The sequence below is a fragment of the Citrobacter sp. wls826 genome (assembly GCF_005281245.1).
In the GTDB taxonomy this organism is placed as follows: domain Bacteria; phylum Pseudomonadota; class Gammaproteobacteria; order Enterobacterales; family Enterobacteriaceae; genus Citrobacter; species Citrobacter braakii.
In genome coordinates, this window is sequence record NZ_SZWS01000061.1 from 154,299 (window position 1) to 166,615 (window position 12,317).

Consider the following 12,317-nt stretch of genomic DNA (forward strand, 5'->3'; position numbering starts at 1 on the left):
TAAGGCAAAAAAAACGCTCCCGAAGGAGCGTCTCTGTTAGCGACCGAAGAGGTCACGTTTTTTCGGTTTAAACGGCTGTGCTATGACTACCAGCACGGCGACCACCAGGTAAGCGGCGAAGATCCCCAACAGCCACTGTGGCATTTCCAGGGTTAAAAAAGACCACTGGCGTTCAGCACAGTCACCGGATGCTAAAAACACCTGCGGCAGCCATTTGTCCAGCGGCAGCCAGCTCGGGAAGCGTGCGGCAAAATCACAGGTCATAAATGGTGATGGGTGCAACTGAATCATGGTGTGCTCATACGCTAACTGCAGTCCGCGCCAGGCACTGTAAATCCAGATAATCATCGCCACATAGCGCAGCGGCGTTTTTGGTGCGATAGCCCCCACCAGCCCCGCGCCCATCACGCCAAATAATGCGCTACGTTCGTAAATACACAACACGCAAGGTTTTAGCAGCATGACGTGCTGGAACCACAGCGCGACAAGCTCCAGCGCAAAGGCGGTTAACGCCAACAATAACCATGCACCACGACCTCGGGAGCACTGGTTTAAAAATCGCAACATAATAATTTCCCTGCAACATGCGTAGAGAGCGCAGTTTAAACCAATTCAATTTATGCGCCACTAGCAGGAATTGAAAATTTGAGTAATCGGATAATTATCATGCAAAAAGTCAAACCGGGCAGTGATTTGCCCGGTAAATTGTTATGAAAGTGTAGCTAACCAGCCCGCCTGGGTCATCCACTCAGTCACCGGAACAAGCGTGAACTCGACGCAAAGCAGACCAACCAGCGTCAGGACGAGAGTATAAGGCAGAGCCATCCACACCATGCGGCCATAAGAGAGTCGAATCAATGGTGCCAGCGCGGAGGTCAGCAGGAACAGGAATGCCGCCTGGCCGTTTGGGGTAGCAACGGAAGGCAGGTTAGTCCCGGTATTGATCGCCACCGCTAACAGCTCAAATTGGTTAAGGCTGATGGTCCCATGTTCCAACGCGGCTTTGGCTTCGTTAATGTAGATGGTGCCGACAAACACGTTATCAGAGATAGAAGACAGCAGGCCGTTAAAGAGATAGAACAGCGTCAGTTGAGCATGTTCAGAAGACTGCAAAACAAACTGAATAATCGGTGAAAAGAGCTGTTGATCGATAATCACCGCAACGATAGAGAAGAACACGGTCAGCAGGGCGGTGAAAGGCAGCGACTCGGTAAACGCTTTACCAATCGCGTGTTCGTCAGTAATGCCGGTCAACGACGTGGCCAGGATAATGACGGACAGACCGATTAATCCGACTTCCGCCAGATGCAGGGCCAGGGCAACCACCAGCCAGATACCGATAATCGCCTGAACAATCAGTTTGATTTTTTCCTGACGAGTACGCTGCTGACGGCTTTGATCGTCAAACTGTTGCAGGACATCGCGGACGGTCTCCGGTAGCGTTTCGCCATAGCCAAACCAGCGCAATTTCTCAACCAGCATGCATGTTAACAGGCCGCAAATCAGCACCGGGACGGTGACCGGCGACATGCGCAGGAAAAAGTCACCAAAATGCCAGCCAGCCGCTTTGGCGATAATCAGGTTTTGCGGTTCGCCGACCATAGTCATTACGCCGCCTAACGCTGTACCGACACCCGCATGCATCATCAGGCTGCGCAGAAAACCACGGAACTGCTCCAGTACGACCTTATTGTGCTGATCGATATGGCTATCATCGAGCATATTGTTGTCTTCCGTGCGGGAAGAGGCGAAGCGATGGTAAATACCATAAAAACCAACCGCTACGCTGATTACCACGGCAACGACGGTCAGTGCATCCAGGAATGCAGAAAGGAAGGCGGCGGCAACGCAAAATGCCAGCGACAGCAGCATCTTGGAGCGAATCGTAAGCAGTAGGCGGGTGAAAATAAACAGCAGCAACTGCTTCATAAAGTAGATGCCAGCCACCATAAACATCAGCAGCAATAGCACCTCAAGGTTAGCGGCAACCTCTTCACGCACATGTGTGGCGCTGGTCATGCCGATGATGACCGCCTCGATGGCTAGCAGCCCGCCTGGTAGCAGCGGGTAACATTTTAACGCCATCGCCAGCGTAAAAATGAACTCGGCCACCAACAGCCAGCCCGCAATAAAGGGATTGATGAAAAATATAACCGGGTTAACGACTAAGAATACGAGTAGTGCAAGTTTGTACCAGTCAGGTGATTGACCTAAAAAATTGCGCCACATAGCGCGGCCCCATGATAGCTCCATGGTGATTTCCCTACCTTTAAAAATGAAATCATGTTTTTATGTTTGACCGCAAAGCTTAGCGGGAGGAGGGAGTACAGGCAAGCTATTCACGCGACGGACAAGGCTGGCTGTGCTTCAGCGTAATCTGGAAAATGAAGCCTTGATCCACTTTTTCTTCATTGCGTCAGCTATCAGCCATGTAGCCCGTCTGGTATGATAACTGTAACTATGTTTTGCTGTGTAATGGAATTATCACTATGGTCATTAAGGCGCAAAGCCCGGCTGGGTTCGCGGAAGAGTACATCATTGAAAGTATCTGGAATAACCGCTTCCCACCTGGCACTATTTTGCCTGCTGAACGTGAACTCTCTGAACTGATTGGAGTGACACGTACCACGTTACGCGAGGTATTACAGCGTCTGGCGCGGGACGGCTGGTTGACCATTCAACACGGCAAGCCGACGAAGGTGAATAACTTCTGGGAAACCTCCGGGCTAAATATCCTTGAAACGCTGGCGCGTCTCGATCACGAGAGCGTGCCGCAGCTTATTGATAATCTGCTGTCCGTGCGTACCAACATCTCGACGATCTTTGTTCGTACCGCGTTTCGCCAGCATCCTGATAAAGCGCAGGAGGTTCTGGCAACGGCAAATCAGGTGGCCGACCATGCTGATGCGTTCGCCGATCTGGACTATAACATTTTCCGCGGTCTGGCATTTGCCTCTGGCAATCCGATTTACGGTTTGATCCTCAATGGAATGAAGGGATTATATACCCGCATTGGCCGCCATTATTTCGCCAATCCGGAAGCCCGCGCGCTGGCGCTGAGCTTTTACCGTAAGCTGTCAGAACTTTGTGATCAGGGTGCTCATGAGCAGGTATATGAAACGGTGCGTCGCTATGGTCACGACAGCGGCGAGATTTGGCATCGTATGCAGAAAAACCTGCCGGGCGATTTAGCTATTCAGGGGCGCTAATCGCAGCTTATCCGGCCTACGAAATGCATTGTAGGCCGGATAAGACGTTTTCGCGTCGCCATCCGGCAATAAGATTTACAGACCGTTCATCCTCGGCGGGCAACGCTCCAGCAGTTCCACACTGCCGTCTTCATTCTGCTGCTCCAGCATCACGTCAAAACCCCAGAGCCGGTGCACATGCTTGAGCACCTCTTTGCGTCCTTTATCCAACGGAGCGCGATTATGCGGAATATAGCGCAAGGTGAGCGAGCGGTCGCCGCGCAGATCGACATTCCAGATTTGAATATTCGGCTCAAGGTTGCTCAGGTTATATTGCGACGACAGCCTGTTGCGGATCTCACGATATCCTTCCTCGTTGTGAATCGCGGAAATCTCCAGATAATTATGACGATCGTCATCCAGCACGGTGAACAGGCGGAAATCACGCATAACCTTCGGTGACAGGAACTGGCTGATGAAGCTCTCATCTTTGAAATCGCGCATCGCGAAATGCAGGGTTTCCAGCCAGTCAGAACCCGCTATATCCGGGAACCAGTATTTGTCCTCTTCGGTAGGCGACTGACAAATTCGTTTAATATCCTGGAACATGGCAAAACCCAGAGCATAGGGATTTATCCCGCTATACCACGGGCTGTTGTACGGCGGCTGGAATACCACGTTGGTATGGCTATGTAAAAACTCCAGCATAAACCGTTCGGTGACTTTACCTTCGTCATAAAGGTGATTAAGGATGGTGTAATGCCAGAAAGTGGCCCACCCTTCGTTCATCACCTGGGTCTGTTTCTGCGGATAAAAATACTGGCTGACCTTGCGCACAATGCGCAGCACTTCGCGTTGCCAGGATTCCAGCAGCGGGGCGTTCTTCTCCATGAAGTACAGAAGGTTCTCCTGCGGTTCAGAAGGATAACGTCGGGCTTCCGCAACGGTTTTCTCTTCCTCTTTCTTCGGCAGCGTACGCCACAACATATTTACCTGGCTTTGCAGATACTCTTCACGGCTTTTCTGTCGGGCTTTCTCTTCCTGTAGGGAGATTTTTTGCGGGCGTTTGTAACGATCCACGCCGTAGTTCATCAGCGCGTGACAGGAGTCGAGGAGCTTTTCGACTTCATCCACGCCGTAACGCTCTTCACACTGGGTAATATAGTTTCGCGCGAAGATCAGGTAATCGACGATGGAGCTGGCATCCGTCCAGCTACGGAACAAATAGTTGTTTTTAAAGAAGGAGTTATGTCCGTAGCAGGCATGCGCCATCACCAACGCCTGCATGGTGATGGTGTTCTCCTCCATCAAATACGCGATACACGGATTGGAGTTGATAACAATCTCATAGGCCAGCCCCTGCTGACCATGCTTATACAAACGCTCGGTTTCAATAAATTTTTTACCAAACGACCAGTGAGGATAGTTGATTGGCATCCCGACGCTGGAGTAAGCGTCCATCATTTGTTCGGAGGTGATCACCTCGATTTGGTGCGGGTAGGTATCCAGTCTGTAGAGTTTCGCCACGCGGTCTATTTCCGCCAGATAGACATCCAGCAGATCAAACGTCCAGTCGGGTCCATCGCTTAACCGTGTGCTGTCCTTGTTCATGGAATCAATCGTAGCCATTCGCGCACCCTCATTGTTGGCGGCACTCTCTGTCTGGAGTACCTCATTTCAAGCATAGATCATGGTGTTAAAAAACGTGCTGCGGCTGAATTTTTTTCTTTGCGATTTCTTGTTAGCGAGGCGTCGAAAAACGGTATGGCCGCAAAATTTTATGCTGGATAAAAATAACGCACAGCAGGAGATACCAAAGCAGGGAGTTCCCCGCCATCACCGCCATATGTGAGATAAGTCACCATAAAAAAGCCATATGTTGAATAATATTTTCAACTGAGTTATCAAGATGTAATTAGATGATTGTTCTTTTACTGTTAACGGAGTGGCTATGCGAGTTGTCATACTGGGAAGTGGTGTCGTTGGCGTGACCAGCGCCTGGTACTTAAGTCAGGCTGGACACGATGTCACCGTCATTGATCGTGAGCCCGGTCCGGCACTGGAAACCAGTGCGGCGAACGCGGGGCAAATCTCTCCAGGTTATGCAGCACCCTGGGCGGCGCCAGGTGTTCCGCTTAAAGCAATTAAATGGATGTTTCAGCGCCACGCGCCGCTGGCCGTTCGCCTCGATGGGACGCAGTTCCAGTTGAAATGGATGTGGCAGATGCTACGCAACTGCGACACCAGCCATTACATGGAAAACAAGGGCCGGATGGTGCGACTGGCGGAATACAGCCGTGATTGCCTGAAAGCGCTACGCGCCTCTACCGGTATCGAGTACGAAGGACGCCAGGGCGGAACGTTGCAACTGTTCCGTACCGCTCAACAGTATGAGAACGCGACCCGCGACATCGCCGTCCTCGAAGACGCCGGCGTGCCGTATCAGCTCCTGGAAGCAAGCCGTCTGGCGGAAGTTGAACCGGCGCTGGCGGAAGTGGCACACAAGCTGACCGGCGGTCTGCGTTTACCGAATGACGAAACGGGTGACTGCCAGCTGTTTACCCAGCGTCTGGCGCTGATGGCGGAGCAGGCGGGTGTGAAATTTCGCTTTAATACTCCGGTCGATAAGCTGTTGAGCGATGGTGAGCAGATTTATGGCGTTCAGTGTGGCGAGGAGATAGTCAAAGCCGATGCCTATGTAATGGCGTTCGGCTCGTACTCTACGGCGATGCTGAAGGGGATCGTTGATATTCCGGTCTATCCGCTCAAAGGCTATTCATTGACCATTCCGGTGGCGCAAGATGACGGCGCGCCGGTTTCAACGATCCTTGATGAAACCTACAAAATCGCCATTACCCGCTTTGATAATCGTATTCGCGTTGGCGGCATGGCGGAGATTGTCGGCTTCAATACGGAATTGCTGCAACCCCGTCGTGAGACGCTGGAGATGGTCGTCCGCGATCTCTTCCCACGCGGTGGGCATGTGGAGCAGGCAACCTTCTGGACCGGGCTGCGTCCGATGACGCCGGACGGTACGCCAGTGATCGGGCGAACGCGCTTTAAGAATCTACTGCTTAATACCGGCCACGGCACGCTGGGCTGGACCATGGCCTGCGGTTCGGGTCAGTTGCTGAGCGACATTCTGTCTGGCCGCACACCAGCCATTCCTTACGACGATCTGAGCGTGGCGCGTTACAGCCCGGGGTTTACCCCATCTCGTCCACGGCATTTACATGGCGCACATAACTGATAAGGACGTGAGATGACTCGCCCGATACTGGCCAGCATTGACCTGCAGGCGTTGAAACAAAACCTGACCATTACCCGCCAGGCCGCGCCGGACGCCCGCGTCTGGTCGGTGGTGAAAGCCAATGCATACGGACACGGCATTGAACGTGTCTGGAATGCGCTGGGCACAACCGACGGTTTTGCCATGCTCAATCTTGAAGAAGCGATAACCCTGCGTGAGCGCGGATGGAAAGGCCCGATACTCATGCTGGAGGGATTTTTCCACGCCGAAGACCTGATGGTGTATGACAAATATCGTCTAACCACCTGTGTACACAGTAACTGGCAATTAAAAGCGCTGCAGAATGCGCGCCTCAACGCGCCGCTGGATGTTTACCTGAAGGTGAACAGCGGCATGAACCGACTGGGTTTCTTACCGGAAAGAGTATCAACGGTCTGGCAACAGCTGCGGGCAATGCCCAACGTCGGTGAAATGACGCTGATGTCCCACTTTGCAGATGCGGAGCACCCGGAAGGTATTCAGGACGCCATGGCGCGGATTGCACAGGCGACAGAAGGGCTGGAGTGCAGACGGTCGCTGTCCAATTCGGCCGCCACGCTGTGGCACCCTGAAGCACATTATGACTGGGTGCGCCCGGGCATTATTTTGTATGGCGCATCACCTTCGGGACAGTGGCGGGACATCGCCAATACCGGCCTGAAACCGGTCATGACCCTGAGCAGCGAGATAATCGGCATACAGACGCTGAAAGCTGGAGACCGGGTGGGTTACGGGGGACGCTATACCGCCAGCGGCGAGCAGCGTATTGGCATTGTGGCGACCGGGTATGCAGACGGTTATCCGCGCCATGCGCCAAGCGGAACGCCGGTGCTGGTGGACGGCGTACGCACTACAACGGTGGGGACGGTCTCAATGGATATGCTGGCGGTAGATCTGACACCGTGTCCGCAGGCGGGGATCGGGACGCCGGTAGAGCTGTGGGGCAAAGAGATTAAAATTGACGATGTGGCCAGCGCAGCGGGTACGGTGGGCTACGAGTTGATGTGTTCTCTGGCGCTGCGCGTGCCGGTTGTGACGGTGTAACGTATATGAAGCCGGATGTCGACGCTGATGCGCTTCATCCGGCTCCACCGTTTATGCGACGCAGAGCGCAAACCGGGCAAAGCGCTGCCGCCGCCCGGCAAAAAGCATCAACGCGCCTCATCATCATCTTCAGCAACGCGAACACCGACCTTCAGCACCGCATTATCTTCTTTCTCAGCAACCGTCCAGATCATGCCAGCAAATTCAACCTGGTCACCGACGACCGGCGCGGCGCCAAGCAGATGCTGGACAATTTCACCCAGCGTTTGCTGTTTATCACGATACTCTGTGCCATCTTCCAGGCCATAAATCAGTGCCACATCGGCGTATTTTGCGCTGGCCTCGAGAATAAAATCACCGAAGAAGCGCTGGTCTAACGACACCGGCGGCGACTGGCTGAACAGCTTGCCGAGAGCAGGGAGATCGCGCTCGCGGCCAATGACGCACAGAACATCGCCTTCACGCAACCGCGTACTGCCGGATGGGTGAAACAGCACGTTGTCCCGAAACAGGGCGGCAATTCGCGTCTCTTCCGGCATATGCAGGTCACGCAATGCGGCTCCTACACACCACTTATCCGCGCTGAGCTGATAAACAAACTGCTCCCAGGGGTTTTCCGGGTGAATATCCAGACCAATGCGCGAAACGGGCCAGCCGACGGGAGGAACCACCACTTTGGCTTTTTTGGCGGCCCAGGAAAGCGACGTTCCCTGAAACAGCAGCGAGATCAGAACCACGAAGAACGCGACGTTAAAGAACAGGCGCGCATTCTCCAGACCCGCCATCATTGGGAACACGGCGAGGATGATGGGGACTGCACCGCGCAGGCCCACCCAACTGATGAAAATGCGCTCGCGCAGATTGAAGCCACGAAACGGCAGCAGTCCGGCGAAGACCGACAGCGGACGGGCAATGAATATCATCCATGCAGACAAAATCAGCGCAGGTATCGCGATAGGCAGCAGGTCGGACGGCGTAACCAGCAGTCCCAGCACCAGGAACATGGCGATTTGTGCCAGCCATGCCAGACCGTCGAAGTTTTGCAGAATGCCAAATCGGTTGCGGATGGGGCGATTACCCAGCAGGAAACCACACAGATAGACCGCCAGAATACCGCTGCCTTCCAGTGCAGTGGTCAGGGCAAAAATCAGGATCCCACCGCTTAAGGCCAGTAGCGGATAAAGCCCGGCAGGCAGTGAAATGCGGTTAATCATTTGCTGAAGCAGGTAGCCCCCACCGAGGCCCAGTATGATCCCTAAGCCGAACTGCTGGATAATATGCACCGCAAACATCCAGCTTAATCCAGTCTCGTGATTTTGAATCATGGCGATAAGCGTGATGGTTAAAAACACCGCCATCGGGTCATTACTCCCGGATTCAATTTCCAGCGTAGAGCCAACACGTTCGTTAAGCCCCTTGCCGCCGAGCAGGGAAAAAACCGCCGCGGCATCGGTTGAACCGACAATCGCGCCAATCAGGAGTCCTTCGATAAGATCCAGATGAAACAGCCACGCGGCCATCATGCCGGTGAGTCCGGAGGTAATCAGCACCCCGACGGTCGCCAGCGACAGCGCCGGGCCTAACGCGACACGAAATGAGCTGGCCTGGGTGCGCATCCCGCCGTCGAGCAGGATAACCGCCAGCGCCAGGTTACTCACCATATAGGCGAAAGGGTAGTTATCGAAAGGAATACCGCCCACGCCGTCGACTCCCGCTAACATACCGATAGCGAGAAATATCACCAGAATAGGGATACCAAGACGTGATGAGAATGAACTGAGTAAGATACTGCAGGTGACGAGTACGGAACCCAAAATAAAAAGGCTAATTATTGCTGCGGCATCCAACGTTCGGTTACTCCTGAATTACGCTGTTTCGTATTTATAAACCCTAACATAATAACGACAGAAACAGCGTTTTACTTAGCCCTGTTAACCGCTTTTTTTACGATTTAAGTACCGGATGCCCACTTAAGGTGAGCTGAGCGCCGTTTTTATCATTTTTCAGTACCGCTCTGGCCCCCAACGGCAAGGTGACGGTGCGTTGTTCATGACCAAAATCGAGGCCGTCGATCACCGGAACCGATAACCTGGCGCGTAGAAAATCACAAACTGAGTCAAGACTGTAACCCGCGTCGTAATCATTAGGTGCGCTGCCGCTAAAACTGCCGAGGATAATGGCGTTTTGTCGGGCCAGTATTCCTGCGTGATACAGTTGCAGCAGCATGCGTTCAATGCGAAAAGGATGCTCGTTAATGTCTTCCAGCACCAAAATGCCGTTTTCGATAGCGGGCATCCACGGCGTGCCCATCAGAGAAATGAGCATCGCCAGATTTCCGCCCCATAGCGTACCTTCGGTCGCACATGCCGGACCGTTACCTTGCCACTCGAGGGTAAATTGGGCATTGCGAACAGCCTGCCAGAAATGGTGCTCGGTAAATGCGTTCATCTCCTCGGCGCCAAAGTTAGCCGCCAGCATCGGGCCGCTGAAGCTAATCACATTCCCCTGCGCCAGCAGACCACACTGGATCGCGGTAAAATCGCTGTGTCCGCACAGCAGCAGCGGGTTGTGTTGCTGACGGTTCGCCAGCGCCTGCCAGTCAATCTCTGCCAGTAAACGGCTCGCGCCATAGCCGCCGCGTACTGCCATCACAATGGTATCGGGCGTGTTCAGATTTACGAGCGCGTTCACATCAGCAAGCCGTTCTGCTTCTGTACCCGCAAAACGCTGGCAGCGGCGCGCAATGACCGCTGAATTGTCGACCTGATGACCGGCCTCAGTAAGACGCGCCAGCCCGCGTAAGGCAGCCTGCTGGTTGATACAGTAGCCCGACGGGGCAATTAAGTGAAACCGGGACATGGCATTTCCTTGCTACAACTAAAACCAAATGTATATCATGCCGCGTAGGTATGTCGTTGTCACCTCAGCGACAGGTTCCGGCTATAAGGATAGATGACGTGAAATTGAGATGGTTTGCTTTTTTGGTTGTATTACTTGCGGGCTGTAGTTCAAAACAGGATTACAAAAATCCGCCGTGGAATGCTGAAGTTCCGGTTAAACGCGCAATGCAATGGATGCCGATCAGCGAAAAAGCCGGTGCGGCCTGGGGTGTCAGTCCACAATTGATTACCGCGATCATCGCCATTGAATCAGGTGGAAACCCGAATGCGGTCAGTAAGTCTAATGCGATTGGCCTGATGCAGTTAAAAGCCTCGACGTCAGGGCGTGATGTTTATCGTCGCATGGGGTGGAGTGGCGAGCCGTCAACCAGCGAGCTGAAAAATCCTGAGCGCAATATCTCGATGGGGGCCGCATACCTGAGCATTCTTGAGACCGGGCCGCTGGCCGGGATCGAAGATCCGCAGGTGATGCAATATGCGCTGGTGGTATCGTACGCCAACGGTGCGGGCGCGCTGCTGCGAACGTTCTCCTCCGACAGGAAAAAAGCCATTAATAAGATAAACGATCTCAGCCCGGATGAATTTATTGAACATGTTGCGGATAATCATCCGGCGCCGCAGGCTCCGCGCTATATCTGGAAGCTTCAACAAGCGCTGGATGTGATGTAATTCAGGTGATGCTAATCGCGCACCTTATTCGACTTTTCCCGGGCCTCGCGCTCGAGGGAAAAAATAATCCGCTGTAGGTTACGCTCCACCGCCGGGCCGACGTTGAGAAAACGAAAGCTCAGGCGGGGAGTGGTAATTGTTTCGTTTTTCCCGTCGATAACTTTGCGTTCGCTAATGGAAATTAGCTGGGCGTCCACCTGATACACTCCCCATTGCTCCATGTTCAGTTCAACCTGTGAAAAGCGCATGCCTTCTACCAGTCCCTCTGGTTTTGCCGTTTCTAACAGCCCGCCCATACCGCCAAGAGACAAATCGAATAAGCGAAAACACAGCGTGCTGTTATCCGGCATTTTTACCGTGCAGCGATAGGGGGGATGCAGTGGAGCACCGATACGGAAATATTCCCGACGCTGGACGAACCACAGAGATGGCGGCAATGATGAGATAAATGCGGGTAGCCGCTGGTATTCGCCTTTTTTCAGCTGTGGCAGGGTGAACTCCACTTTGGCTCCCTGCGTTTCGGCGATAATCGTTATCTGACTGGCCCGCTGCACGGCCTGGTTTTCATATTCCTGACTACCAAAATCCATGATCAGTTCGTCCGGGCTGACCGCCAGTATTTTGCTGATGAACTGGCCACCTGACCAGGAAATACGCAGCGGAACCTGCTGCGAATTTAAGTCCCGGAGTACGCCTAACACCGCTAACGGATTTTGCTTCAGGAACTGCTCATTGTAGTTACTCACACCTAATGACTCCTGGATGCCTGGTTTATCGTTGGATTATCGGCATCAATCAACGGAACTTAATACAAATGGATGAAATTTTTTACCAAACCCAATGAATTAAGTCTGAGGGAAAAAGCACGTAGCGATGGCTTGCCTATACTTAACGTGCTGGCGCAAGAATGTCTTGCGCGTGCGTTCACTGGAAAGAGGGCCTGGAAATGGGAATTATTACCTGGATTATTTTTGGTCTGATTGCGGGGGTTATCGCCAAACTGATTATGCCGGGGCGCGATGGCGGTGGATTTATCCTGACCTGCATTCTCGGTATTATCGGTGCGGTGGTCGGTGGATGGCTGGCTACGATGTTCGGTATCGGCGGCGATATCAGCGGGTTTAATCTCCACAGCTTCCTGGTGGCCGTGGTCGGCGCGATTGTTGTGCTGGGTGTCTTTCGGCTTGTACGACGAGATTAATAGAACGGCCCCTGACGGGGCCGTTT

General features: G+C 53.3%; 11 protein-coding genes. 5 read left to right on the top strand and 6 right to left on the bottom strand.

Going from position 1 to position 12,317, the window contains the following annotated elements; genetic code table 11:
• Positions 1–36: 36 nt before the first annotated feature.
• On the bottom strand, positions 37–567 hold the full coding sequence (gene dsbB / locus FDW87_RS18245; protein ID WP_003844060.1) for a disulfide bond formation protein DsbB: 531 nt from the start codon (positions 565–567) through the stop codon (positions 37–39).
• Between the two features lie 141 nt (positions 568–708).
• Positions 709–2,253 (bottom strand): Na(+)/H(+) antiporter NhaB, encoded by a 1,545-nt coding sequence (gene nhaB, locus FDW87_RS18250; RefSeq protein ID WP_137380033.1) that lies wholly within the window; start codon positions 2,251–2,253, stop codon positions 709–711.
• 236 nt (positions 2,254–2,489) lie between these two features.
• On the opposite strand from nhaB, the gene fadR reads away from it, so the two are divergent.
• Entirely contained in the window at positions 2,490–3,209 is a 720-nt protein-coding gene (gene fadR / locus FDW87_RS18255) for a fatty acid metabolism transcriptional regulator FadR (RefSeq protein WP_016153370.1), read from the top strand.
• Positions 3,210–3,284: 75 nt separating this feature from the next.
• On the opposite strand, the gene FDW87_RS18260 is transcribed toward fadR, so the two are convergent.
• Positions 3,285–4,817 carry a SpoVR family protein gene (locus tag FDW87_RS18260; protein ID WP_003833557.1) on the bottom strand — a complete coding sequence of 511 codons (1,533 nt, stop codon included), beginning with the start codon at positions 4,815–4,817 and terminating at the stop codon, positions 3,285–3,287.
• A 322-nt stretch (positions 4,818–5,139) separates the two neighbouring features.
• Here FDW87_RS18260 and FDW87_RS18265 point away from each other — a divergent pair, with 322 nt between their 5' ends.
• Both FDW87_RS18265 and dadX read left to right on the top strand, forming a co-directional pair.
• Entirely contained in the window at positions 5,140–6,438 is a 1,299-nt protein-coding gene (locus FDW87_RS18265) for a D-amino acid dehydrogenase (RefSeq protein ID WP_046275019.1), read from the top strand.
• Between the two features lie 12 nt (positions 6,439–6,450).
• Positions 6,451–7,521: a catabolic alanine racemase DadX gene (gene dadX, locus FDW87_RS18270; RefSeq protein WP_046275018.1), complete on the top strand. Its 1,071-nt coding sequence runs from the start codon at positions 6,451–6,453 to the stop codon at positions 7,519–7,521.
• Between the two features lie 107 nt (positions 7,522–7,628).
• On the opposite strand, the gene FDW87_RS18275 is transcribed toward dadX, so the two are convergent.
• Positions 7,629–9,368, bottom strand: a complete 1,740-nt coding sequence (locus FDW87_RS18275; protein WP_104651344.1) for a potassium/proton antiporter — start codon at positions 9,366–9,368, stop codon at positions 7,629–7,631.
• A gap of 97 nt (positions 9,369–9,465) precedes the next feature.
• Positions 9,466–10,380 (bottom strand): muramoyltetrapeptide carboxypeptidase, encoded by a 915-nt coding sequence (gene ldcA, locus FDW87_RS18280; RefSeq protein ID WP_016156781.1) that lies wholly within the window; start codon positions 10,378–10,380, stop codon positions 9,466–9,468.
• A 98-nt stretch (positions 10,381–10,478) separates the two neighbouring features.
• On the opposite strand from ldcA, the gene emtA reads away from it, so the two are divergent.
• On the top strand, positions 10,479–11,090 hold the full coding sequence (emtA, locus tag FDW87_RS18285) for a membrane-bound lytic murein transglycosylase EmtA (protein ID WP_016153365.1): 612 nt from the start codon (positions 10,479–10,481) through the stop codon (positions 11,088–11,090).
• An 11-nt stretch (positions 11,091–11,101) separates the two neighbouring features.
• On the opposite strand, the gene ycgR is transcribed toward emtA, so the two are convergent.
• Positions 11,102–11,836, bottom strand: a complete 735-nt coding sequence (gene ycgR / locus FDW87_RS18290; RefSeq protein WP_095715404.1) for a flagellar brake protein YcgR — start codon at positions 11,834–11,836, stop codon at positions 11,102–11,104.
• A 200-nt stretch (positions 11,837–12,036) separates the two neighbouring features.
• Between ycgR and FDW87_RS18295 the strand changes: the two genes are divergently transcribed.
• Positions 12,037–12,291, top strand: coding sequence for a GlsB/YeaQ/YmgE family stress response membrane protein (locus tag FDW87_RS18295; protein WP_016153363.1), 255 nt, complete (start codon positions 12,037–12,039; stop codon positions 12,289–12,291).
• The last annotated feature ends 26 nt before the right edge of the window (positions 12,292–12,317 follow it).